The following is a 23,673-nucleotide window of genomic DNA, read 5'->3' as shown; positions in this document are numbered from 1 at the left end:
AAAAATGCCGCGCACAATGCGCGGCATTTTTTTAGCCACTTAGATTGGGATCATAACACTCTGGATGGCGTCACAGTTTTTGTAAGCACTATGCCCGCGCAACTGATCGTGTAAATCCGAAAGCTGGCCATCCAAACGCGGTGGGGACATGGGGGTATAGGGTCTGAGATGAGACCCAAACTCAGACGTCTTCGTCCAAATAGCCAAGCCGGTCGACCCCATCTTCAATTCCATGCGTAGACTGTCCAAGTTCGAATAGAACATCTCGCTGATCAATTGTCGCAGTGCGCGATTGACCATTTCTTTGCGCGCACTGTCCTTGCGGTGACCGTACATGTAGGGAACAGGGTCAACATCATCAAAAACGATCTGTCCGCCCTGACGAACCTTGGGAAACCAGGCCATGATTTCGGCATAGACCTGCGCGACGGTGTGCATCCCATCCACATACACAAGATCAATGCCCTCATTCAGCCTAGGAGCGGCCGCTACAATCGCATTCGCATCCTTGCTATCAGACTGCACAAATTGCCAGTTCTCCCCGCCCCCCGCATCAGAACAATCTTCAATATCCACAGAAACCAAAAGCCCGTCGCCACCATGCAATCCATTGAGCATCGCTTTGGTCGCCTGCCCCCTCCACGTGCCGAGTTCCAAGAACGTCCCATTCGGCTTTGCCAAAGTTGCGTCTCTCAAGCTCAGGAGTTGATCGGCCGCAGATGCTTCCTCACACTGCGCGTCTCGCAACGCTTCGAGACGTTCAACATATTCTTGATAGGGCGCGGTATTTTTCATCAGTCTGGGTCCTCCTGCTCTGTAATGAGGGGACTTGGACGACGGACGTCAATGTGGGTGCAGCCCAACTCACGCAAAGGTGCCGTTTCTCTCACGTGAATTTCAGAGCCCGTGTTCAAAACACGTCTGATCAAGATTACCTGAAACAATGTGCGGCACCACACACACCGACAATTTCACCGCCGCAGCGTCAAGCACAACGCGACAAAACACACAAAGAGCATATCAACCTGAGCATGTATAACATCGCCCGTCCACATTCTTTCTTGCCCAGAGTTGACGTAACTGGCACGGTCTGCCCATGATTGTTCTCACTGGCTATATCGACGTCCCCAAAGACCGCCTTTCTGACGTATCAGAAGCGCTGCCGGAGCATATTACCCTGACACGTGCAGAGCCTGGCTGCCTGTCTTTCAATGTAGAGCCAGATGCCCAAACACCGGGACGTTTTCTGGTGTCTGAGTGCTTTGTAGATCGCATCGCCTTTCAGCATCATCAAACAAGGACCCAAAATAGCGCTTGGGCGGTCATCACACAGGGCATCCCGCGACAATACCAGATCGAAGACGACACTGAATGAATGACACACTGAAAGCTGCCCTCTGGATGAGTGGTGCCATCTTGTCATTCACGGCAATGGCTGTCGCTGGGCGGGCCATCAGCTTCGAGCTCGACACTTTCGAAATCATGATGTACCGCAGTTTTGTGGGCATTGTGGTGGTCTGCGCCCTTGCACGCATGGCGGGAACATTACATCAAGTCACGCGGCGCCACCTCGGCGTGCATTTCATCAGAAACCTCAGCCATTTTGCTGGTCAAAACCTGTGGTTTTACGCCATAACGGCCATTCCGCTTGCACAGGTGTTTGCTCTGGAGTTCACGTCTCCTATCTGGGCTATTCTGTTAACACCACTGATTTTGGGAGAGCGCCTGCGCGCCATTGGCTTGCTGGCGGCTTTGATCGGTTTCATCGGCATTCTGATTGTCGCCCGCCCAAACCCTCAAGCCCTGGATATAGGGCAACTCAGCGCAGCAGCTGCGGCCATTGGCTTTGCCCTATCCGCCCTGTTTACGCGCAAGCTCACACGCAGCGAAAGCATCACCTGTATCCTCTTCTATCTCACAGTGATGCAGGCCGGTTTTGGTATCATCTTTGCAGGCTTTGACGGAGACATTGCACTCCCCTCGATCGCCTCCACACCCTGGATTCTGCTGATCGCCTGCGCGGGTCTCGTCGCGCATTTCTGCCTCACCACGGCCCTCCGACTCGCGCCCGCATCGGTTGTCATGCCGATTGATTTTATCAGGCTACCGCTGATTGCTGTTGTAGGAATGACACTCTATGGCGAAATGATAGATATCTGGGTTCTCATCGGCGCCGGGATAATTTTTGCTGGTAATTACTTGAACATACTGGCTCAATTGCGCCTGCAGCGCCTACAAAATTGACGCAAAGTCATGCGCACACAAGCCCCTCGCGCGCGTTGACTTAACCAAAGCTGCGCGAATAGCCTTGTTAGCGAAACAAAATAACAACCAATAGGAACACGGGACAAAAAAAACATGAAAAATATGCTTATGGGAGCCACCGCACTTGCGATGGTTGGAGGAGCATCATACGCCGGAGGAATTGACCGTTCTGGTCAAGGCGTGAACATTCTCTTCGAAGAGGGCAACTATGCCCAGATCACGTTCAGTGTCGTTAATCCAAACGTAGATGCGCAGCCAAATGAAACGCTTGCTGCCGTTCCAATTCCTGGCGCAACAATACCCGCTTTTGACGTCGCGCAATCCTATTCGGATTTCTCGCTAGGTTATAAGCACGAAGTTAACGACAAGCTTGATATCGCAATCATCTATGACAACCCGTTTGGGGCACATGTGGATTATGGTCTCAACGGCAACTTGCTCCAAGGCGGCATGGCAGAGGTCAATACCAATGCGCTAACAGGCTTGCTTCAATACCAACTGGGCAATGGCTTCAGCGTTCACGGCGGTATCCGCCTTCTGGAAGTCGACGGTGTGATCAACAACTCTCTGGGTCTACTGGACGCCAGCAGTGATATCGATTTTGGCGGAGTGGTTGGCGTTGCTTATGAGAAGCCTGAAATCGCGCTGCGTGTTGCTTTGACCTACAGCAGCTCGATCGCCGCGGATCTGTCAGGGACGCGCTCAGACAACGATGGCAGCAACCCAGCGGCACGCGATCTGACCGTAGATTTTCCCGAAAGTGTTAACCTTGATTTTCAAACAGGCGTTGCCGCCAACACCTTGGTGTTTGGTTCCATCCGCTGGGTAGGCTTGTCTGGCACAGACGTGAACACAGTTGACGGCGAATGGGTCAACTTCGAAGATGATGTGACCACATACAACTTGGGCATCGCACAGCGTATCAATGACAAACTGTCACTCGCGCTCCGTTTCGGATATGAAGCTCCAGGAACACGGCCATCAAACACCGCGCTCAGCCCGTCTACAGGCTCCAGAAGCATCGGCATTGCAGGTACCTATCAGCTGAACGAAACTATTTCCCTTTCCGGGGGTATCACCTACGCCAAGCTCGGCGATCAGTCTTTTCTGTTGAATAATCCATTATTGCCACCAGGGGCAGGCTATGATTACCAAGACAGCGACGCGATCGGTGTAGGTTTCCGGATCGGCATGCGCTTCTGATCCGCTAGCATTAGATCTAAACTCAAAGCCCCGCTATCAGGCGGGGCTTTTTGCTATCTTGGAAACTCCGCCGCCGCGCAGATGAGCTTCCAAATGCCCTCACCACGCCTAAAAAAACCTCAACAACAGAACGCCCTCGCTCATGACGCACGCCTAACGCGAGGTCAGCCCATGGCTCTCCCTCGGTCACCGTTGACCTTAACGTCAGCGAAACACTATTCGCTTCAACGAAAAAAAATTCAACGGGACAGAACCATGAAGCAAACACTTAAGGGAGCCATTGCTTTTGCAATGGTAGGAGGAGTGGCACAGGCAGGTGGCCTTGATCGCTCAGGACAGGGCGTCAACATCCTTTTTGAGGAAGGCGACTATCTCCAGGTGACATTCATCACAACGAGTCCACGTGTAGACGGCACCTCTGCGGTCGGGAACTCCTATGATGTGCTCGAAACCTACAGCACCCCCTCCTTCAGCTACAAACATGAGATCACGGATAACATCGACGTCGCATTGATTTACGACGAACCTTATGGCGCCCATGTGCGCTACACCAACGGACCTTTTGTGCCAGGGTTCGCTGAAATCAACTCCCGATCTCTGCTTGGACTCGTACAATATGAATTTGACAGTGGCTTCAGCATCCACGGCGGTCTGCGTGGCGTGAAAACCGAGGGCGAAATCCTGTCTTCTCCGCGCCCATCCTTTGCAACTGGCTTCCTTGAAGGGAAAACGCAATTTGACTGGAGCGGCGTGGTTGGTCTTGCTTATGAAAAACCAGAGATCGCCCTACGCGTGGCGCTCACCTATTGGAGCAGCTTTGACAATGGTTTTGACGCAACATACGCGCCTCTGACGGGGCTGAGCCCCGAAGGCTTGCCCCAATTCGGCCCGGCCAGCGCGCAGAGTTTTGATGTGGAGTTTCCAGAATCCATCAATTTGGATTTCCAGACCGGCATTGCCCCCAAAACCCTGCTTTTCGGAAGCGTAAAATGGGTTGGCTGGGAAGGCTTCAACCTCACCACGCCACAAGGCACTTGGGTGGATTTCACCGACGATATTTTCACCTACAGCCTGGGCGTTGGTCGCGAAATCACCGACAAACTGTCACTCGCGGTGAGCCTTGGCTATGAAACCGAAGCGGCCAAGCCAACAACCTCCCTGCTCTCCCCCACCACTGGCTACCAAAGCCTGACAGTGGGCGGCACCTATGCGCTCAGTGAACACCTGAACTTTTCAGCAGGTCTGACTTACGCGCAATTGGGCGATCAGTATTTTGAAATCCCTGGTTCTGGCGGTCAGCGCGTGGACTTCACGGACAATGACCTATGGGCCGTTGGTGTACGTGTCGGTGTGCGTTTCTAAATTTCGCACCACGACAATCACAAACCCCGCCTTCAAGCAGGCGGGGTTTTTCTTTGCGCATGTTTCGGAGTGCCTTGGGCTGGCAACCGCTTTAGACAAAACACATGTCTGATACTGTGCAAAAATCGCTTTCCGCCCAAAGCTGGCGTGATCTCATCCTGCTTGCCGCACTCTGGGGCGGGGTGTTCTTTTCAAATCGCATCGCGCTTTTTGAAATCGGCCCGATCACCTTGGTGGCCCACAGGACATTCTGGGCCGCCCTGTTGCTCTGGTGTCTGGCAATCCTTCGCAAAACCTCTATCTCCCTCAGCCCGCGCCTCTGGATGGTGTTTTGCGTGATGGGACTGCTGAATAATCTGATCCCCTTTAGCCTGCTGAACTTTGCACAGCTCACCATAGAAAGTGGGCTGGCCTCCATTTTCAACGCGGCCACAGCCTTCTTCGGGATCCTGCTAGCGGCGCTCTTTCTGCCAGATGAACGCCTGACAATGACAAAGACTATGGGCGTGGCTTTGGGCTTTCTCGGCGTCGCAACCGCCATTGGACTGTCCCATCTGACCGCCTTTGATCCACGTTCTCTGGCACAGATCGCAGCCTTGCTAGCAACGCTGTCTTATGGCTTCGCCGGGATATGGGCACGTAAACATCTCACAGGCGTACCGCCGCTGATCGCAGCCGCCGGCATGCTGACCTGTACCGCCTTGATTGCAACACCTCTGGCGCACTACATCGAAGCCCCGCTCACACTTTCTCTGGGCAGTGCCACATGGGTCGCCATCACCTATGGCGCGGTATTTGGCACCGCAGGCGCATACCTTCTCTACTACCGCATTCTCGCTTCTTCCGGCAGCGGTAACCTGCTGGTGGTCACGCTGTTGATCCCACCGTTTGCGATTATCCTCGGCGCCTTGTTTCTAAACGAGTCTCTGCCGCCCCGTGCTTTTGCAGGCTTTCTCCTGCTCGCAATTGGCTTGATCGTTCTTGATGGCAGATGGTTGGCCAAACGTGGCTCCACCAGAGACAGCTGACGCTCTTGCAAAGGCTCGACAGGCTTGGCAATTTGCCACAAATCCATCAGCCGCAGCCATGAAAGCGCTCATGTACACAAACGACACCAAAGATCAGGTGCCCAATCACTGGCTGCGCTCCGTACTTGCGCTGCCACATGTGGCCGAACACACCACCGACGCCCTCGCCGCTGCCAAACTGCCGTCAGCAGCATTGCAGGAAATAGGCGCCTCTATCCCGAGAGGTGCTGAAACAAAAGTCTTAGACTTCCTATCAGAGCGTCTGAATGCTCCTTTTGTAGGTGCTGAGATCGGCACCGCGATCAATCCGCACAACACCGCCCTGTTGACCTACATTCTGTTCAACTCTCAAACACTGTACGACGCACTCTGTCATGTGCAAAAATTTACCCCGGTCACCCGCCCACGTGCGCGGGTAAACCTTCTTGAGAACACATCACACGTAGATCTGGTTGTAGACGGTATTGGCCCCGATCTGACGCTGGACACGCATTTGATAGAGTTTGCATTGGCTGCCCTATTAGGAGCGTTTCGCACCGCAACTAATCAGTCGGTTTTGGTCGCACAAGTGGGCTTCGCTCATTTGCGCAAACACGGTCAGGCCGAACTTGCAGGCATCTTTGGGTGTTCGGTCAAGCTGGAGACAGAGCATTCCTATCTTCGCTTTGACAAACGCATGCTAGACACTCCAATTCGCGATGCCGACGCCCATCTCCTCGGGCATCTGACAAGCTATGGCGATGTGCTGTTGCAATCCACCAATACAGCTCCCGCCTCCCTCGCGGAGACCGTCCAAAAGCAGCTATTGCGCGGCATGGCCCATGGCCGCCCCAAAGCGGCAGATACGGCAGAACGACTCGGCCTGTCTGAGCGCACAATGAATCGCAGGCTTCTGAAAGAAGGCACAAGTTTCAGAGAATTGGTCTCAAATACACAATTTAAACTTGCACAGGCCTTTCTGGCCGATCCCTACCTATCGCTTGCTGAAACCTCACATTTATGTGGTTTTTCAGACCAAAGCAGCTTCACACAGGCCTATCGGCGCTGGACCGGCCGTACTCCGGCGGTCGACAGAAAACCGCTGATACAGGGGGAGAATTTGCAAGCTTTTGCCGATGGCGGAATTTCTAAAAAGAATGGCCGCCTGCCAACATAAGTTTCGTGCTTGGGTCTGAATCCGCACAGCCGTTGAGCGTGCGGTTATCCACTCTAAGACGAAAGCACACTCACAATGTCCAACGGAACATTCACCGATTTCCTCTCTGCGCTTCTGGCGTTTGAGTCCGGTTGGGATCGCGACCGATACAACGATGGGGTCATTCAGGACTGGCAGCTCGATACATGGGCGGGCGGCCCGGTCACCGATTTCTTCCCCGGCTACAACAGCTGGGGCGATCTGAGCGACAGCGAATGGGAGGCCATGGCCTATCGTTCTACCAACTCCCTTGGTTTTGTTGGATTTCAATTTGGCGAAGCCCTGCTGATTGACCTTGGCTACTACGATGACGACCAGTTCTATGGCAACGGCGCATCGACCAATACATGGGATGGCACTTGGACAGGCAAAAATGGCGTGACCTCTCTTGAGGAATTCATGACCAAAGAGGCGCAGACAGTGGCCATTCAGGAGGCCTTTGGCCTGAACCTGCAAATCATCGAAAACGGGCTGACCAACGCTGGTCAAAATCTGGATGATTTCATTGGTCAGACCACCACCTACACAGACGGTTCGGGCGCGACGGTGACGGTCGAGCTCACACTCACGGGCATTCTTGCTGCCGCCCACCTGCGCGGCGCTTACGGCACGTTGAACCTTCTGCTCAGTGGCGCGGTTTCAACCGATGAATATGGCACTTCGATCCTGCAATACATTGACCAGTTTGGCGGCTACAACAGTCCGTCTGTCGCTGATATGATCGCCTTCTTTGAAGATCGCAAAACTGGGGATGAAGGCCTTGGCACACCCGGCGGCAACACCGGCGGCGGCGATACAGGGGGCGATACAGGGGGCGACACCGGCGGGGATGGCGGTGCCTCTGGCGGCAACAGCTCCGGCGGAACGGCTGATGTCACAAAAGACAGCGCAGATGTCGTGATCACATGGTCCTATGGGGCAGACACGCAGATCACTGATTTTGACCCATCCAGTGACACCATCTTTGTCGATTGGATTTCCGCTGCGGATCTGGAGATCACCGAAACTGGTGGATCCACCACATTCTCCGTGCCCTCAAATCAACAGTCTCTCACCCTTGTTGGGGTCTCACTTTCAGATCTGTCCGCGGCCAATTTCACCATTCTGGACGGCACCTCCGCAGAAGAAATTCTGGCTCTGATCGGAGACGGCAGCGGCTCAGGATCTGGCGACAACGGCGATGGATCTGGCAGCGGAGATGGCTCCGGTGATGGGGATGGAAACGGCGACGGAAGCGGTGATGGTTCCGGCAATGGGGACGGATCCGGGGACGGCGACACCTCTGGGGGTGACGGGGCTGGCGATGGCGATGGCGATGGCGATGGCGATGGCGATGGCGATGGCGATGGCGATGGCGATGGCGATGGCGATGGCGATGGCAGCACAGATCCTGCGCCGACACCAGATGGAACTGCCGAAGATTTCAACAATTCAGCCATCACCAAAGCCAATGCAGATGTCGTGATCACCTGGGCCTATGGGTCCAACACAGTGATCACCGATTTTGATCCAAACAGTGATACCCTCTTCTTTGACTGGATCGGGGCAGACGCACTGGAGGTCGCCGAAGTGGGCGGCTCTGTAGTGATCTCTATCCCATCCAACAATCAAACGCTGACGCTGCAGGGTGTTACGCTTGCCATGCTGGACGCGGCGAACATCAACGCCTTGGATGCCACGGCACGCGCAGAGCTCTCCACATTGATCAGCGCAGATGACGGTGACGGCGGCAACGGCGACGGCAGCAGCGACGGCGGACATGGTGACGGCGGACACGGCGACGGTGGACACGGCGGTGGAGATGGCGGGCACGGCGGTCACACCCACATGCATGTGACCCTAACCTACGACAGTCCGGCGCAGGTTATCGATGGTTTCATGCCCGCCATGGGCGACGTCATTGAAATCAGCTCCGATGTGGCTTCAACAGACTTCGAAATCTTCGAAGAATCCGGCGACGCCCTTGGTTTGACCGTGCGCATTGCCATCACCGCAGATGGCACCACAACACAAACCATCTTCACAGGCTTTGGACTAAGCGACCTTTCAATCGCCAATTTCTCAGCCGATAATCAGGATGTTCTCAACGAAATTGCCAATGTTCTGGGCACCGAGATCTCAACCCCTGCAGAGGGCGGCTACACGCTGACCTATGACGCGGATGGCTCCAACCCCGCCGACGTGACCGGCAACACCGATGCGGGTGGTCGTGTTTTCCGCGCCGACAGCAACGCGGATGACATCACCGATTTTGACCCATCCGTGGATCAACTCGATTTTGGCGGCACATCTGTTCACGGCATGATCGTCACAAAATCGCTGGCAGGTGAGATCGTGATCGACAGCCCTTGGTCTGACGCCGCGCAGATCGTGCAAGGCGTCACCTATCAGGATGTCACCATCGACAGCTTTGGCGTGGTCGGGAACGAACACTTCCGTCAGGATATGGGCGGAGTGATCTCTTGGGAACAGGGCGTTGGTCCCCGTGAAGATGATACCGTCTATATCCGCAGCCATGAATACGGCCGCGCCGAGGTGATCGACAATTTTGACCCAACCACGATGAAAATCAGCTTCCTCTATTTCGGTACCCGCGAGCGCCTTTCGGTGGAAGACAGCGATGCAGGTCTGGTGATCTCCACCCTGCCGAGCGGCCAAAGCTTTACCTTCACCGGTGTCACCAAAGCAGATCTCATCCCCGGATTGGTCGAATTCCACTTCGATCAGGTGATGGAAGACAATCTGGAAACCCCCTTCGGGTTTAACCAGAATGACGTCACATTGGTGGACCGCACCGTGCTGCTGACGCCAGAAGCCCCAGCAGGAGCCACAACCGATGGCTTCCAGACCCGCACAGGCGACATGACTGGCTCAAATGTTACCGATACGGGGGAATCTGGAAACAATGGTAACGAAACGGGCGGTTCTGACAGCGCCACAGGTGGCAGCACACCCACGCCAACCCCAGGCGATACTCTGGTGCTTGGTGCCGATGCAGATCGGGTCGAGATCGATTGGAACTGGGGCGCACAAACCCAAATCGAGGGCTTCGATCCCGCTGCGGACACCTTTGATTTCAATGCGTTGAACAGCGACCATCTGGACATTCGTGAAGTGGATGGCAACCTTGAAATCGAAGTGCTCGGCAACGGCGGCAACATCACCACCCTGCTGGGTCTGCAAGCAGAAGACCTGACACGGGCCAATTTTGAAGCCGCCGCAAACAATCCAATCTTGGATGAGGACAGCGCGCTGATGGCCCAGCTCACCGACCTCGGGTTTGATTTCATGGCCTAAACATATCAGGGCAAAGGCAGGCACCTGCTTGCCTTTGCCATACATGCAATGCCCATTTGATTGTGCGCAACAGCTTCAAACAACATGGAGCTTCCCTCTGCGCCAGCGCTTGCCAATCCCGGTGCCGCTTGGCACTCTGCCCTGTAAAACAATCACCAAAGGGAGAGCTGCATGGCCAAAGGGTACTGGATCGGACGCGTGGACGTCGACGACGTTGAGGGCTACCAGAAATACATCGCCGCCAATGCCAAACCGTTTGCCGACTATGGCGCGCGTTTTCTGGTCCGAGGCGGCGCCTTTGAAACGCCTGAAGGCAGCGCCCGCAGCCGCAATGTGGTGATTGAATTTCCCTCATACCAAGCGGCGCTTGAATGCTATCATTCCGAAGATTACCAAGCCGCCAAAGCCCTGCGTACCCCGGTCAGCACCGGGGATATCGTGATCATTGAGGGGTATGACGGATGATCTGGGATCACTTGCTTGCCCGCCTGCGCGGCACCGCCAACACAGAGCCCCTCCCCGAACCCGACGAAAAACTGGCGCTCGGTGCCCTTTTGGTACGTGTGGCAAAATCCGACAATTCCTACCATGCACTCGAAATTGGTGAAATTGACCGTATTCTGAGCGAAACATTCGGCCTCAACCCGATCGAAGCCGCGAAACTGCGCGCGACCTGCGAAAAGCTCGAAAGCGCAGCCCCCGGCACACCGGATTTCGCGCTGCTGATCCGCGAAACCGTGGATTATCCGCACCGGCTGGAAGTGGCGCATAAGCTGTTTCAGGTGATCGAAGCGGATGGAAAGCATCTTCCAGTCGAAGATGAAAGCCTGCATGAGATTGAAGCCATGTTGGGCATCAAACCCGAAGACAGCCCGGCTGGCCCCGCCTAAACGGGGCCACACCGGCATTTTTAAGCCAGGCTCGGCAGCCAGAGCACAATGGATGGGAACGCCACCAAAAGCGCGATGGTCACGGCATCCGCGATAAAGAAGGGTGTCACGCCCTTAAAGACATCCTGAACCGTCAGATCATCCCGCACGCCAGCCACAACAAAACAGTTGAGCCCAATGGGCGGGGTGATCAGACAGAACTCCGCCATCTTCACCACCAGAATGCCAAACCAGATCGCACACATCGTGCCATTCATGCCAAATGTGCTCTCCGCCGCGGTCACCGCCTCACCACCGTTCAACGCCATCACCGCAGGGTAGACCACCGGCAACGTCAAAAGCAGCATGCCAATGGCATCCATGAACATGCCCAGCACCGCATAGGCCAGCAGAATACAGATCAGGATCAGCCACGGCGACATTGTCAGCGAGGTGATCCAATCCGAAAACGCCCCCGGCAGATCTGCAAACCCAAGGAAGCGCACATAGATCAGCACCCCCCAGATGATGGTAAAAATCATCACCGTCAGCTTGGCTGTGTCCAAAAGCGCTGATTTCAGCTCCGGCCAGCGCATCCCACGCAGCAGCGCCAGCAGGAAGACGATAAATGCCCCCACGGCCCCGCCCTCTGTCGGTGTGCCCCAGGCATCGCCAAAGGGGTTGTAGACAAAGAAAATGATGATCACGACCACCGCCACAATCGGCAGCGCGGGCGGCAGTGCGGCAAAACGCTCACGCCATGTGAAACCACTCACCGGCGGGCCCACGGTTTTGAAGATCATGGCAATGCCAATGATCATCGCGCCGTAGACCACAGCAGAAAAGGCACCGGGAATGAACCCCGCCAGCAAGAGCTTGCCCACGTCCTGTTCCACAATGATCGCATAGATCACAAGGATCGCTGAGGGCGGGATCAGCGAGGCCAAAGTGCCCCCAGCCGCCACCACGCCCGCTGCGAACTGCTTGTTATAGCCCACCTTCAACATCTCAGGGATGGCAATTCGCGCAAACACCGCCGCCGTCGCCACAGAAGCGCCAGACACCGCCGCAAAACCTGCAGTGGCAAAAACAGTGGACACCGCCAGCCCGCCGGGCACCCAGGCAATCCATTTTTTGGCCGCATCAAACAGCGCCGTGGTCAGCTTGGCATAATAAGCGAGATAGCCAATCAGGATGAAGGTCGGGATAAGGCTCAACGCCTGCGACGAGACTTTCGAGTGGGGCACCGATCCGGCAATGGCAATGGATTTCCCCAGCGCCCCGTCCCAGATCTCACGCCGCTCGTTCCAGAACAGAAAGCGTTCCGGTGCATAGCCCATTTTCGCCCAGAAAATCCACACGATGCCGATGAAGCCAGCCAAGGCAGCTGCGAAAGCCACGCGCATGCCCAACACCACAAGCAACAGCATCCCGCCTGTGACCCAAAGGCCAATTGTAATATTATCCATTGTCAGCATCCCCAAGCTGATCGACCTCTGCACGGGCCTGTTCTTCGATCGACTGCACCAGTGGCACCGCAACGGGACTTGGCAGGTTCAGCAAAAACGCACGTCCGTAGCCCCAGACCTGCAAGCCAAGGCGCAGGCACATCACCGAAAAGGCCATCGGCACAATCAGCTTGGAGGGCCAGATTGGCAGGCCAATATCGATGGAGCTGTCGCGCGAACACAGCGGCCGCGCGCAATCAAAAGAGCGTTCAAAATGCGCCCAACTGCCCATGGTCAACGCAATCATCAAAAGCAGGATCAACACCACAGACAGCAGCTCAGCCCCCCAAAGCGCACGTCCCTTCAGCTTGCCGATGACCATATCCATACGGATGTGGCTGCCATCACGCTGCACATAGGCGATCCCCATCACCGCAATGAGCGGCATCAACACTTCAATGTAGTCAACATAGCCCGAAAGCGGTGTCGCAAAGAACTTGCGCCCTCCCACCGAATAGGCCGCCAGAAACATCAGGCTGAAGACGGCAAGCCCACTGAGCAGGGCAAAAAATGTTTCAAGCTTGAGCAGGTGACGATCCAGCCGACTGAGCAGGCTGTCATCTTCAAGCACGGCGGAACTACCGGCCATGTCCATCCCCCTAGATCAGATACACTGCGGCCCCGGAACTTACCGAGGCCGCTAATTTTTTATTTTTATCAGTTGCCTGCGCGGTGATCTTCGAGAGTTTTCACAACCAGATCATAAAGGTCCTGCCCCGGCAGGCCCTGCGCTTCCATATCCGCAATCCAAGCGGCGCGGATCGGGTCGGCGGCCTTGGCACGGAATTCCGCGATCACCCCGTCGTCGATCTCCACCTTCTGAACGCCTTTTTCTTCCAGAACGCTGTCCCACTTCTCAAGCAGGGTGCCATAGTTCGCAACATAATGCGCCAGCGCCTCATCAACGGAGCTGTCCAGTGCCGCGCGATGCTCATCAGACAGCATGTCATAGGCATCGATATTCACGACCACCGGGCAATTCACGGTGCCGGGGTTCAGGTTGGCGGTCCACCAGTCTGCTTGGTTGATGGTGCCAAAGGCCAGATGTGCGTGCTGCGCAAAGGCAACCGTGTCCACGACACCGCTTTCCATCGCCTGATAGGCCTCGGTTGCGGTCACAGAGGTTGGCACACCCCCCACTGCTTCAAAGGCTTTGCCCAAACCGCCAGTCGCACGCACGCGCATACCGTCGAAATCAGCAAGCGCGTCACGGGGTTCCCCGGTGCCTACAAGATTGTATTGCGGCATCGGCGAGGTCATCAGCAGCATGGCATTCCACTGCTCCATTTCCTCTGTCGCCGCTGGGTGGCCATAAACGGCTTTAGAAACAGCCAGTTCTTCTTCCAGATTGGCCACACCCAGGAACGGCAGCTCCAACACAGTGATCACGCGGTTTTTGTCACGGTGATAACCGGCACAGAACTGCGCCATCTCAAAGGCCCCAATGGAAATGCCATCAAGGTTTTCGCGGTTCTTGGACAGGCCACCATAGCTGATGTTCAAAGTGAACTCACCGCCGGTTTTCTCACTCACCAGTTCGGCCAGCTTTTCAACATGTTCGGTGAACGCCCGACGCTTGCCCCAGAGAGAGACATTCCATTCGGTTGCCATTGCTTCGGTGACAAATGCCATAGACAGGGCCGCCACGGCGGTCCGGCTCATCAGTTTACGCATGATTTCCTCCCGGTTGCGTAAGTCATTATGAGACACAGCATGCAAGAAGAGCGCGCCCTTTGCCAATGAGAGATTTTGCGCGGTCCACGGCCCCTGCCCTGCGGAAATCCGCAGAGCAGACAATTTAACTCAATTGCTTTCATGTCAGGCTTGATCGCGCACTATAACAGTGCCGCCTTGTCCAATCCCAATTTGACGATCTTTTCGTTCAGCGTCCGCCGCCCAATGCCCAGCGCCTCTGCCGCGGCATCCATACGCCCTTCATGCGCCTTGATCGCCTTGCCGATCAGCTCCCGTTCAAAGGCCGCCACAGCCTCTCGCAGGGTATCCGGCACATCCTCCCCGCCGCGATCCTGTGTCAGGGCCGCTGCCATGCTGCCGCCACCACGCCGTGCCAGCATCACACGCCGCGCACAGACATTGCGCAACTCCCGCACATTGCCCGGCCAGTCATGTGCCATCAACGTCGCCGCATCTTCATGATCCAGCGCAGGTGCCCCAATCTCGTGCAGCCGCGCGTAATCCTCCAAAAAATGCGCCGCCAAGAACATCACATCATCCCGGCGCTGGCGCAGCGGCGGCAGTTGCATCACAAAAGTGTTGAGCCGGAACAAGAGATCCCGCCTCAGCCGATCCTCTGCAACGGCCTGCTCCACGTCCTCATTGGTCGCAGACATCACCCGCAAATCCACCGCCACCGGCACAGCGCCCCCCACGGGAAACACCTGCTGATCCTCAATCACCCGCAACAACTTGGCCTGCACCACAGGAGGACATGAGGCGATTTCATCCAAAAACAGCGTACCGCCCGTCGCCGCCTGCAACCGCCCTTCCGGCCCCTGCGCAACGCCAAACATCTCCGCCTCAAAACTGTCAGGCATCAAGGCCGCACAGTTGATCGCCAGAAAGGGACGATCCGCACGCGGCCCCAAATCATGCAACGCCCGCGCCACCAGCTCCTTGCCCGTACCGGTTTCCCCAAGGATCATCACCGCACCGTCCATTGGCGCCAGATCCAGAACCTCCTCGCGCAGTTCCGCGACAACAGGGGTTTGCCCCATCAACACGCGATCAAGTCCCGAAAGTTCAAACAATCGGGCCTTAAGCTGGGCATTGCGCGCCCGCATCCGGCTCTGTTCAGCCGCATGGGTCAGAATGCTCAGCAGACGTCGTGGTTCATAGGGTTTTTCAACAAAGCTATAGGCCCCGGCCTGCATGGCCTCCACTGCCATTGGAATATCGCCATGCGCCGAAATCAACACCAGCGGCGGCGACAACTCCGGATGCAGCCGCGCCAACAGCTCCATGCCCGTCATGCCCGGCATCCGCACATCCGACAGGATCACATCCGGGGTCAACACCTTAAGCCGTTCCAGCGCCTTATCCGCCCGCGCCACCGCCTCTGCCTGCCATCCGGCCGCGCCCATCAACTCCAGAAGGGATTGGCGCATGCCCTTGTCGTCATCCACAATCAAAAGACTGAAGCTGCCGGTCTCACTCATGTTATATCTCTTTCTTGCAGGTTGTGTGCTCACATGCGGTCAAGCCCATGCCCTGCCCCAGCCAGCGGCAAACGCACCTCAAAGATGGCACCACCTTCTTGGGCCTCATGCTGACGGTCCCACGCTTGCATGTCGCCTCCGTGATCTTTGACAATGGTGGCTGAAATCGCAAGCCCAAGCCCCATGCCCCGCCCGCTTTCTCGTGTCGTGACAAAGGGTTCCTGAAGATCCTGCAACGCAGCCCCAGCCAAGCCATGCCCCGTATCTGTCACAGAAAACACCGCGCAATTCTCCTTTGCAAACACATGAATATGCAATTCCGCCTGCGTCATATCCTCCATCGCGTCACAGGCATTGCGCAGAATATTGGTCACCACCTGCTCAATCCGCAACCGGTTCCCGCGCACACGCAGCACCTCCTGCGGCCACTCACACTGCACCGAAATCGCACCTGCCTCAATATTGGGTGCCACAAGTTCCAGCCCCGCTTCTACAGCTGCGCGCAGCTCAAAAACCTCAAAGCCTTCATGGCCACTCGTGGCAAAGAACTTCAACTGTCGGGTGATGCCTTCCATACGTGTGACCAGCCCCGCAATATTGCTGCCCAGCCTTTCCGCCCCCTTAGGGTTCATCTCCGCCGCCGCCAGATGGTTGCGCATCGCAGCGATCGGCTGTCCCAACTCATGGGTCACCGATGCGGACAACTGCCCCAATGCCGCCAAACGGCTCGCTTGCGCCAGTTCCTTCTGAGTGGATTTGAGCCGCGCCTCTGCTGTCTTACGCTCCGCGACTTCCACGGCAAGCTGCGCATTGGCCTGCCGCAGCTGCGCCTCCTCTTGCTCTGAACGGCGCAACGCCCGGCCAATACGGCGCGCCCGCTGCACCTGAAACACGATCAGCAGGATGCCCGCCAAAACCACAACGACCGCGGTCGCCAACCAACTGCGGGTCACGGCCTGCTCATCGCTGGCAAAGTAATGTAACTGCCAGCCATCCGGCAAATCCTGTGCCAGCAGATGCAGACGTTCTTCCCCCAAAATTTCAGCGCGATCTGGCGAGGTCTTCTGCCAGCTTAACGGATCAAGTGGTTGACCGGGGAACTGTCTTGCGGCGCGTATGGCCGCCTTCTGCTCCACATCCAATGGGGTCAAGGTGCGATAAAGCCAATCCGGATCTGACGCCAGCAAAACAACCCCCTGCGCATTGGCCAAAATCACCTGTTCCCCTGCCCGCCGCCAACTGTCTTCCAGCCCTGAAAAGCTCTTTTTCAACGCCACAACACCACGGACCTCTGCCCCCACAAACACGGGATCCGCCAGAAAGAACCCCGGCAAACCAGTCGTCGCCCCAATCGCGTAGAGCCGCCCCTGCTCGCCACGCAAAGCGTTCTGAAAATAAGGGCGAAACGCATAGACCTGCCCCACAAAAGAGGTCGGCGTATCAAAATTGGAAGCCGCGATCGTAATGCCTTCAGCGGTCATAAGATAAATAGCATCCAATCCCGCTTTGTCCGAAAAATCCTTAAGACGCGCATTCAGCACAAACGTGCTCTGCCCTTCCAGCGCGTCGGCCACATAACTGTCTTGTGCCAACACATGGGTCAGGTGGCTATGTTGCTCAAGTTCGGCAATCACGGTGGAACGATACAGGGAAAGTTGCCCCTCCGCTTTCGCCAGCTCCTCCGCAGAAAAATACTGATACGCTGCTCGATTGACAGCAAAGCCAACGCAAAGCGTGACCAGAAGAGAAACCGTGAGAGAGACACGCGCCATTGGGTCGTCCACCTTTGTCATCCCCAAACCGGGCATATCGTCCCGCAAGCTATCGGAGCAAACCTCAATAGGAAATGCCGAAGTGCCCCCTTTCCCCGCCTGAACGTCCACACACCTGCAAGGTTGCACGGCCGCCTGTCCCGGCTTACATCCTCTGTTATGTTTGCTGACTTTCTCAAACGCCTGACGGCGCCCGCTTCAGATCCCCTGACAGACACTGATGCCAGGTTGGCGCTTGGCGCCCTTCTGGTGCGTATTGCCCGCGCTGATGGGGACTACGATCCACAAGAGGCCACTCGCATCGAACGCATCGTCACAGAGCGCTACGGGCTCAGCCCCTTTGAAGCAACCGCGCTGCGCAAAGAGGCAGAAGCTCTTGAAGCAGAGGCCCCTGATACGGTGCGCTTCACCCGCGCCATTAAGGATGCAGTGCCGCTAGAGGACCGCATCTCTGTGATCGAAGCCATGTGGCAGGTGGTGCTGGCAGATGACGCAAGGGATGCGCGCGAGGATGCTCTTTTGCGTCTGGCGGCCAACCTTCTGGGTGTTTCCGACATGGACAGCGCCCGGGCCCGGCAACGGGTGGAAAAACGCGGCTAGGCACACCTGCTTGAGCATTACTGGTGACAGTGTGACGACCAACACCGGCGAATCGGAGCCTCAGCCTTTAGAGACCCCTGCGATTCGTCGAAAATGGGGCAAGTTTCATGCAGAAACGTCTCATCAGGAAGACTATTGCCAAAATATTCATCGCCACCTCGCCCATTTCATCGCCAGTTTGACGGAGGGTGGGAATATGGCAGAGATGCGTAGCTTTTCCCAATTTTTCATAACCTTAGAAGACAGCACCTCGCGCAACGCGCTTCACCTTATACGCAAGGCAATAGAGCGAACGCGCAGGCCGCAAGCAGAATAAGATCTGCAAAGACTGGCAGCCCTTGAGGAAAGCACATATGACGCTGGATCAAATCCGCTCAACTCTTAACCATTTGGTAAGTTGGGCAGCCAAAACGTCCGTCTTGGCCTCTGAGCCGCCCTTTTGAAAGTTGCAATTGCGCAAATTTTCAGTCCTATTTGGGCTCCAAGATCAACCCGACACCGATGGGGACACAGTGAACGACGCCACACCCGTTCTGCAAATTCGCGACCTGCACAAGGCTTATGCCAATCTAGAAGTCATTAAGGGCGTGGATATCACTGCGCACCGCGGCGATGTGGTATCGCTTATTGGCTCCTCCGGGTCTGGTAAGTCCACAATCCTGCGCTGCGCCAACCTTCTGGAACATAGCCAGCAGGGCGACATCCTGTTCAAGGGAGAGCCCGTCACCTGGAAAGGCAGCGGCCACGCCCGCCAGCCTGCCGACCCCAAACAGATCCTGCGCATCCGCACAAATCTGTCGATGGTGTTTCAGCAGTTCAATCTCTGGTCCCACATGACCATCCTGCAAAACGTGATGGAAGCCCCCGTCACTGTTCTGGGCCGCGACAAGGCGGAGGTCGAAGAGGCCGCACACGCCTATCTGGACAAAGTCGGGATCGCCGACAAACACGACGCTTACCCCGCGCAGCTCTCCGGCGGCCAGCAACAGCGCGCAGCCATCGCCCGCGCCCTTGCCATGGAACCGGAAGCCCTGCTGTTTGATGAGCCCACATCCGCGCTTGACCCCGAGCTGGAGCAGGAGGTGGTGCGTGTGATTAAGGCATTGGCCGAAGAGGGTCGTACCATGATGATCGTCACACACGACATGAAGATGGCCCGTGATGTCTCTGACCACGTTGTGTTTTTGCACCAAGGCCTCATCGAAGAAGAAGGCGCCCCGGACGAATTGTTCGGAAACCCGAAATCCGAGCGTTTGAAACAGTTCCTGTCTTCAACCGCCACATAACAACCAAACCATAGGGAGCACTACTATGAAAAATCTGATCCTGAGCACCGCCGCCATTGCACTGACCGCGGGCGTTGCCATGGCCGAGACCGTCCGTCTGGGCACCGAGGGTCTGTACCCTCCATACAACTTCATCAACGACGCAGGCGAAGTGGACGGCTTTGAGCGCGAGCTGGGCGACGAGCTGTGCAAACGCGCAGAGCTGACCTGTGAGTGGGTTACCAACGACTGGGACAGCATCGTGCCAAACCTGCAGTCCGGCAACTACGACGCCATCATCGCAGGCATGTCCATCACCGATGAGCGCGAAGAGACCATGGACTTCACTCAGGGCTACACCCAGCCATCTCCTTCCGCATACGCAGCACTCTCTGCTGATGTGGACGTGAACTCCGCCGTGGTTGCCGCTCAGACCAGCACCATCCAATCCGGACATGTGGCCACCACGGGCGCAACTCTGGTTGAATTCCCAACCCCAGACGAAACCGTCGCCGCTGTGAACGCGGGTGAAGTGGACGCAGTTCTGGCAGACAAAGACTTCCTTGCACCAATCGTTGCAGAATCCGAACTGGTCTTCATCAGCGACGTTTACCTCGGTGGCGGCATCGGCATGGCCTTCCGTGAATCCGATGACGAACTGCGCGGCAAGTTTGACGCGGCCATCGCCTCCATGAAAGCAGACGGCACGCTCAACGAGCTGCTCGCAAAATGGGAAATCGAAGGCCAGTTCTAAGCCTTCCCCATGCGAACACGATAAAAGGGGGGGGCGCTGCTCCCCCTTTTCCAACCGCCCTTCCCCCCATACCGTGGGCGTTCTCTGCTCCACAAACTTTCACGCGAAACGAACGAGGCCAGCCATTTTTGCCTATTGCTCAGATCCGTCTGTCCTGAACAGTCTGCCTTGGCTCAGTTGCTATCTCACCACCGGGAAGCATATGGCCTTCTACGCCTCATTTGGCACTGTTTTGCTTCTCCTGGCCGTCACTGCCCCCACAGCGCTGCTGTTCGGCCTCGGCGGCGCTATCGCCGCCCGCGCGCGTTTCTTCATGCTGCGCTGGTTTGGCAAAGGCTATATTGCCATTGTGCGTGGCGTGCCCGACATCGCCTTCTTCCTGTTCTTCGTCATCGCTCTGGATCAGGGCATCGAATTTCTGCGCCATAAGGTCAAATGTCCCGATTGGAGTGAACCCGTCCGACAGGGCAGCGAGTTCCTCGTCTGTGACATCGCCAAAATGCCACTGAGCAGCTCGCCACAATGGGTGCATGAAATCTACGGCTTCTGGCTCGCGGTTTTCACATTCGCCATCGTCTTTGGGGCCTTTGCCGCCAACGTGCTCTTTGGGGCCATGCAGGCCGTGCCCCGGGCCCAACTTGAAACCGCCGAAGCCTACGGAATGACCCCGCGCCAGACCTTCTGGCGCATTCTGATACCGCAGATGTGGATCTACGCCCTGCCCGGCCTGTCCAACCTCTGGATGGTGCTGATCAAGGCCACTCCGCTCCTGTTCCTGCTGGGTGTCGAAGACATCGTCTATTGGGCCCGGGATCTGGGCGCATCTAAAACCGCGCGATTCACCGACTACCCACATGGCGACTGGCGCATGTGGTACTTCCTCGCCTTGCTGATCTTCTATCTCCTGTTCACCCGCGTCTCTGAAATCGCACTGGCACGCATCACCAAACGTCTCTCACACGGTCAAGCCACGGTTGATGGCGAAGCCCAACGAAAAGCAGGGAGCGCGGCATGAGCTGTATCGAGACCATTCAGGCCTATGCCTTCCGTTCGCTGGGCTACGGCGAACGCCTTCTGCCCCGGTCGGACTTTACCCTCTGTGAGCACTTCACCTTGATCGGTTCCGGCATGATCTGGAATGTCTACTTTGGCGTGCTTGCGGTAATGTCCGGCTTTGTCTTTGCCAATCTGCTCGCGGTGGCGAAGAACTCTCAGAGTCGCTGGGCACGCAAACCAGCAGAGTGGTTCATCTTCCTGTTCCGTGGCAGCCCGCTGTTCATTCAGTTCTTCTTTGCCTATTTTCTGTTCCTTTCGCTCAAAAGCGTGTCTCCGATTTTCAATCCGCTGTCCTCTGCGGCCATCGGTGCGCTGTTTGTGCTGTTCCTGAACACATCGGCCTATTCGGCGGAAATCTTCTATGGCGCGCTGCGCTCCATCCCCAAAGGGGATATGGAAGCCGCAGATGCCTATGGCTTTACAGGCTGGTATCGTTATCGCCGCATCATGTTCCCAACCATGATGCGTCTTGCATGGCCCGCCTATACCAACGAAGCCATCTTCCTCTTCCATGCAACCACGCTGGTGTATTTTTCAGGTTTCCCCGCATGGCGCCAGCAAGGCGACGCGCTCTACTATGCAGGCTACTTCGCGGATAAAACTTACAACCCGTTTGTGCCCTATCCAATCTTGGCGTTTTATTTCATCCTGCTGACGCTGCTGATCATCTGGATCTTTGGTCTGGTGAACAAACGCCTCAATCGCCATTTGCCGCAAAACGCGGTGAAGAAGCTGCGCGTCCGTCCAAACCTCCTGCGCTAAAGACGCCTAAAATCCGAAAATTTTGCAAAGCGCCCGGTGGTTAACGCCGGGCGTTTTTGCATTTTTGACACCTACGCAATAACGACGCGATACAGACGCAATACCGACATCGCATTTTTCAGGTTAAAATATCACTGGACAATTCAAACAACGCCCCTGATATTTTGATCAAATTATCGAAATGGTGACACATGACTCCGGCACATAGCGCAACTTTCCGTATCGGCGCAGTGGATCTGAATGGCCAGCTGCGCGGCAAACGCCTGCCTTCGGCACATTTGGGAAAGCTCAAGAAAGGCGGCGCCCGCCTGCCACTCTCTGCGCTTAATCTGGACATGTGGGGCTGTGATATCGAAGACAGCCCACTGGTGTTTGAAAGTGGGGATCAGGATGGCGTCCTTCTCCCAACATGTCGGGGTGCAGTGCCAATGCCTTGGCTCGCAACAGCCTCGCAACTGGTCTTGATGTGCCTCAACACAGAAGACGGCGCACCCTTTCTGGGTGACCCTATTCAGGCGCTTGCAGCAGTTTTGGACAGATTTGCACAGCGCGGCTGGAGCGTGGTTGCAGCCACGGAAATGGAGTTCACCTTGGTGGATGACAGCGGCGATGCAATCACCCCACCGCGCCATCCCAGAGACGGCCGTCAGGTCGAAGCCGCTGAAATCCTGAGTGTCGCAGAACTAGATGCGTTTGATGCCTTCTTCACCGATATCTACGACGGCGCAGCGGCCATGGGCATCCCCCTGCAAACAATGACCAGCGAAGGTGGCATTGGACAATTTGAAGTCACTCTGAACCATCAGGATGCCATGAAAGCCGCGCATGATGCGTTGCTGATCAAGTATTTGCTGCGCGCAACCGCCCGCAATCACGGCTTTGCGGCCACCTTCATGGCCAAGCCTTACCTTGAGGATGCTGGCAACGGCATGCATGTGCATTTCTCTGTGGTCGATGCAGACGGCAACAATGTGTTTGATGATGGCACCGAGGCAGGCTCAGATCTTTTGCGCTCTGCTGTGGCCGGGTGCCTTGCCGCGATGCAAGCCTCCACTCTGATCTTTGCCCCCAATGGGCCGTCTTATGATCGTTTTGCACCCGGGGCCCATGCACCCACGTCTATTTGCTGGGGCTATGAAAACCGCACCGCAGCCATCCGCATTCCCGGCGGCCCCAGCGCCGCACGGCGCATTGAGCACCGCGTCGCCGGTGGCGATGTAAACCCATACCTGATGCTCGCCGCCATTCTTGGTGCTGCCATCGAAGGCATTGATGAAGGCCTCAAGCCCCCTGCCCCAGCCAAAGGCAGCGCCTATGAACAAGACCACCCGCAGTTGGCTCACAGCTGGGAAGAGGCTATTGCGCTGTTTGAAGCGGATGCCTTTATCGCGCGCTGCCTGCCCAAGCAGCTGATCGACAATCTGATCATGACGAAGCGACAAGAGATGCGTAAACTGGCGGCAATTGCACCTGAGGCCCAGTGGAAAACCTACCTCGAACGTGTATGACACGCTTGCGTCAACCCTGTCGCAACGCTACGCTAAATTTGATCAAATTCTGG

22 protein-coding genes are annotated in these 23,673 nt (G+C 56.3%); 16 read left to right on the top strand and 6 right to left on the bottom strand.

The window, feature by feature from the left end; all coding sequences use genetic code 11:
• Positions 1-39 precede the first annotated feature (39 nt).
• Complete coding sequence (locus J7382_RS16980; protein WP_209070191.1) at positions 40-795, bottom strand: class I SAM-dependent methyltransferase; 756 nt, start codon at positions 793-795, stop codon at positions 40-42.
• 301 nt (positions 796-1,096) lie between these two features.
• Here J7382_RS16980 and J7382_RS16975 point away from each other — a divergent pair, with 301 nt between their 5' ends.
• The 9 genes from J7382_RS16975 (at position 1,097) to J7382_RS16935 (ending at position 11,240) form a co-directional block, all read left to right on the top strand.
• Entirely contained in the window at positions 1,097-1,375 is a 279-nt protein-coding gene (locus tag J7382_RS16975) for an antibiotic biosynthesis monooxygenase (RefSeq protein ID WP_209070190.1), read from the top strand.
• On the top strand, positions 1,372-2,244 hold the full coding sequence (locus J7382_RS16970; RefSeq protein WP_209070189.1) for a DMT family transporter: 873 nt from the start codon (positions 1,372-1,374) through the stop codon (positions 2,242-2,244). The genes J7382_RS16975 and J7382_RS16970 overlap by 4 nt, the downstream gene beginning before the upstream one ends.
• 114 nt (positions 2,245-2,358) lie before the next feature.
• Positions 2,359-3,468 carry a hypothetical protein gene (locus J7382_RS16965; protein ID WP_209070188.1) on the top strand — a complete coding sequence of 370 codons (1,110 nt, stop codon included), beginning with the start codon at positions 2,359-2,361 and terminating at the stop codon, positions 3,466-3,468.
• A 255-nt stretch (positions 3,469-3,723) separates the two neighbouring features.
• Complete coding sequence (locus J7382_RS16960; RefSeq protein WP_209070187.1) at positions 3,724-4,830, top strand: outer membrane protein transport protein; 1,107 nt, start codon at positions 3,724-3,726, stop codon at positions 4,828-4,830.
• 104 nt (positions 4,831-4,934) lie between these two features.
• Positions 4,935-5,858, top strand: a complete 924-nt coding sequence (locus J7382_RS16955) for a DMT family transporter (RefSeq protein WP_209070186.1) — start codon at positions 4,935-4,937, stop codon at positions 5,856-5,858.
• Positions 5,859-5,928: 70 nt separating this feature from the next.
• The gene (locus J7382_RS16950) at positions 5,929-7,014 is read left to right on the top strand and encodes an AraC family transcriptional regulator (RefSeq protein WP_209070185.1); all 1,086 of its coding nucleotides are present in this window, start codon (positions 5,929-5,931) and stop codon (positions 7,012-7,014) included.
• A gap of 75 nt (positions 7,015-7,089) precedes the next feature.
• Positions 7,090-10,350, top strand: a complete 3,261-nt coding sequence (locus J7382_RS16945) for a hypothetical protein (protein WP_209070184.1) — start codon at positions 7,090-7,092, stop codon at positions 10,348-10,350.
• 171 nt (positions 10,351-10,521) lie between these two features.
• Entirely contained in the window at positions 10,522-10,815 is a 294-nt protein-coding gene (locus J7382_RS16940) for a DUF1330 domain-containing protein (RefSeq protein ID WP_209070183.1), read from the top strand.
• Entirely contained in the window at positions 10,812-11,240 is a 429-nt protein-coding gene (locus J7382_RS16935; protein WP_209070182.1) for a TerB family tellurite resistance protein, read from the top strand. Before J7382_RS16940 ends, J7382_RS16935 begins: the two co-directional genes overlap by 4 nt.
• Before the next feature lie 20 nt (positions 11,241-11,260).
• On the opposite strand, the gene J7382_RS16930 is transcribed toward J7382_RS16935, so the two are convergent.
• The 5 genes from J7382_RS16930 to J7382_RS16910 form a co-directional block, all read right to left on the bottom strand.
• Positions 11,261-12,688 carry a TRAP transporter large permease gene (locus J7382_RS16930; RefSeq protein ID WP_209070181.1) on the bottom strand — a complete coding sequence of 476 codons (1,428 nt, stop codon included), beginning with the start codon at positions 12,686-12,688 and terminating at the stop codon, positions 11,261-11,263.
• Positions 12,681-13,316, bottom strand: coding sequence for a TRAP transporter small permease (locus J7382_RS16925; RefSeq protein WP_209070180.1), 636 nt, complete (start codon positions 13,314-13,316; stop codon positions 12,681-12,683). Before J7382_RS16925 ends, J7382_RS16930 begins: the two co-directional genes overlap by 8 nt.
• Positions 13,317-13,384: 68 nt before the next feature.
• Positions 13,385-14,401, bottom strand: a complete 1,017-nt coding sequence (locus J7382_RS16920; protein ID WP_058240941.1) for a C4-dicarboxylate TRAP transporter substrate-binding protein — start codon at positions 14,399-14,401, stop codon at positions 13,385-13,387.
• Positions 14,402-14,562: 161 nt separating this feature from the next.
• The gene (locus J7382_RS16915) at positions 14,563-15,903 is read right to left on the bottom strand and encodes a sigma-54 dependent transcriptional regulator (protein ID WP_209070179.1); all 1,341 of its coding nucleotides are present in this window, start codon (positions 15,901-15,903) and stop codon (positions 14,563-14,565) included.
• A gap of 29 nt (positions 15,904-15,932) precedes the next feature.
• The gene (locus tag J7382_RS16910; RefSeq protein WP_209070178.1) at positions 15,933-17,675 is read right to left on the bottom strand and encodes an ATP-binding protein; all 1,743 of its coding nucleotides are present in this window, start codon (positions 17,673-17,675) and stop codon (positions 15,933-15,935) included.
• A gap of 159 nt (positions 17,676-17,834) precedes the next feature.
• On the opposite strand from J7382_RS16910, the gene J7382_RS16905 reads away from it, so the two are divergent.
• The 7 genes from J7382_RS16905 to J7382_RS16875 all read left to right on the top strand — a co-directional run bounded on the left by J7382_RS16905 (position 17,835) and on the right by J7382_RS16875 (position 23,620).
• Positions 17,835-18,275, top strand: a complete 441-nt coding sequence (locus J7382_RS16905) for a TerB family tellurite resistance protein (RefSeq protein WP_209070177.1) — start codon at positions 17,835-17,837, stop codon at positions 18,273-18,275.
• A 31-nt stretch (positions 18,276-18,306) separates the two neighbouring features.
• Positions 18,307-18,591 (top strand): hypothetical protein, encoded by a 285-nt coding sequence (locus J7382_RS16900; protein WP_209070176.1) that lies wholly within the window; start codon positions 18,307-18,309, stop codon positions 18,589-18,591.
• A 196-nt stretch (positions 18,592-18,787) separates the two neighbouring features.
• Complete coding sequence (locus J7382_RS16895; RefSeq protein WP_209070175.1) at positions 18,788-19,561, top strand: ATP-binding cassette domain-containing protein; 774 nt, start codon at positions 18,788-18,790, stop codon at positions 19,559-19,561.
• A gap of 25 nt (positions 19,562-19,586) precedes the next feature.
• Positions 19,587-20,294, top strand: a complete 708-nt coding sequence (locus tag J7382_RS16890; RefSeq protein ID WP_209070174.1) for a transporter substrate-binding domain-containing protein — start codon at positions 19,587-19,589, stop codon at positions 20,292-20,294.
• A 124-nt stretch (positions 20,295-20,418) separates the two neighbouring features.
• Positions 20,419-21,309, top strand: a complete 891-nt coding sequence (locus J7382_RS16885; RefSeq protein WP_209070263.1) for an ABC transporter permease subunit — start codon at positions 20,419-20,421, stop codon at positions 21,307-21,309.
• Complete coding sequence (locus tag J7382_RS16880; RefSeq protein WP_209070173.1) at positions 21,306-22,112, top strand: ABC transporter permease subunit; 807 nt, start codon at positions 21,306-21,308, stop codon at positions 22,110-22,112. The genes J7382_RS16885 and J7382_RS16880 overlap by 4 nt, the downstream gene beginning before the upstream one ends.
• A gap of 191 nt (positions 22,113-22,303) precedes the next feature.
• Positions 22,304-23,620, top strand: a complete 1,317-nt coding sequence (locus J7382_RS16875; RefSeq protein ID WP_209070172.1) for a glutamine synthetase family protein — start codon at positions 22,304-22,306, stop codon at positions 23,618-23,620.
• Positions 23,621-23,673: the final 53 nt, after the last annotated feature.

Origin of the sequence: Shimia sp. R11_0, from assembly GCF_017744035.1 — a bacterium.
Taxonomy (GTDB): Bacteria; Pseudomonadota; Alphaproteobacteria; order Rhodobacterales; family Rhodobacteraceae; genus Shimia; species Shimia marina.
Note: the sequence above shows the minus strand (reverse complement) of the source record. Positions and strands in the feature narration are given on the sequence as shown.

What these genes read in the sequence shown, in the direction of transcription:
- J7382_RS16975 (WP_209070190.1), top strand. Translation starts at nt 1,097, where the DNA reads ATGATTGTTCTCACTGGCTATATCGACGTCCCCAAAGACCGCCTTTCT.
- J7382_RS16965 (WP_209070188.1), top strand. Translation starts at nt 2,359, where the DNA reads ATGAAAAATATGCTTATGGGAGCCACCGCACTTGCGATGGTTGGAGGA.
- J7382_RS16935 (WP_209070182.1), top strand. Translation starts at nt 10,812, where the DNA reads ATGATCTGGGATCACTTGCTTGCCCGCCTGCGCGGCACCGCCAACACA.
- J7382_RS16940 (WP_209070183.1), top strand. Translation starts at nt 10,522, where the DNA reads ATGGCCAAAGGGTACTGGATCGGACGCGTGGACGTCGACGACGTTGAG.
- J7382_RS16970 (WP_209070189.1), top strand. Translation starts at nt 1,372, where the DNA reads ATGAATGACACACTGAAAGCTGCCCTCTGGATGAGTGGTGCCATCTTG.
- J7382_RS16915 (WP_209070179.1), bottom strand. Translation starts at nt 15,903, where the DNA reads ATGAGTGAGACCGGCAGCTTCAGTCTTTTGATTGTGGATGACGACAAG.
- J7382_RS16890 (WP_209070174.1), top strand. Translation starts at nt 19,587, where the DNA reads ATGAAAAATCTGATCCTGAGCACCGCCGCCATTGCACTGACCGCGGGC.
- J7382_RS16910 (WP_209070178.1), bottom strand. Translation starts at nt 17,675, where the DNA reads ATGGCGCGTGTCTCTCTCACGGTTTCTCTTCTGGTCACGCTTTGCGTT.
- J7382_RS16880 (WP_209070173.1), top strand. Translation starts at nt 21,306, where the DNA reads ATGAGCTGTATCGAGACCATTCAGGCCTATGCCTTCCGTTCGCTGGGC.
- J7382_RS16945 (WP_209070184.1), top strand. Translation starts at nt 7,090, where the DNA reads ATGTCCAACGGAACATTCACCGATTTCCTCTCTGCGCTTCTGGCGTTT.
- J7382_RS16905 (WP_209070177.1), top strand. Translation starts at nt 17,835, where the DNA reads ATGTTTGCTGACTTTCTCAAACGCCTGACGGCGCCCGCTTCAGATCCC.
- J7382_RS16920 (WP_058240941.1), bottom strand. Translation starts at nt 14,401, where the DNA reads ATGCGTAAACTGATGAGCCGGACCGCCGTGGCGGCCCTGTCTATGGCA.
- J7382_RS16980 (WP_209070191.1), bottom strand. Translation starts at nt 795, where the DNA reads ATGAAAAATACCGCGCCCTATCAAGAATATGTTGAACGTCTCGAAGCG.
- J7382_RS16930 (WP_209070181.1), bottom strand. Translation starts at nt 12,688, where the DNA reads ATGGATAATATTACAATTGGCCTTTGGGTCACAGGCGGGATGCTGTTG.
- J7382_RS16950 (WP_209070185.1), top strand. Translation starts at nt 5,929, where the DNA reads ATGTACACAAACGACACCAAAGATCAGGTGCCCAATCACTGGCTGCGC.
- J7382_RS16960 (WP_209070187.1), top strand. Translation starts at nt 3,724, where the DNA reads ATGAAGCAAACACTTAAGGGAGCCATTGCTTTTGCAATGGTAGGAGGA.
- J7382_RS16875 (WP_209070172.1), top strand. Translation starts at nt 22,304, where the DNA reads ATGACTCCGGCACATAGCGCAACTTTCCGTATCGGCGCAGTGGATCTG.
- J7382_RS16925 (WP_209070180.1), bottom strand. Translation starts at nt 13,316, where the DNA reads ATGGCCGGTAGTTCCGCCGTGCTTGAAGATGACAGCCTGCTCAGTCGG.
- J7382_RS16955 (WP_209070186.1), top strand. Translation starts at nt 4,935, where the DNA reads ATGTCTGATACTGTGCAAAAATCGCTTTCCGCCCAAAGCTGGCGTGAT.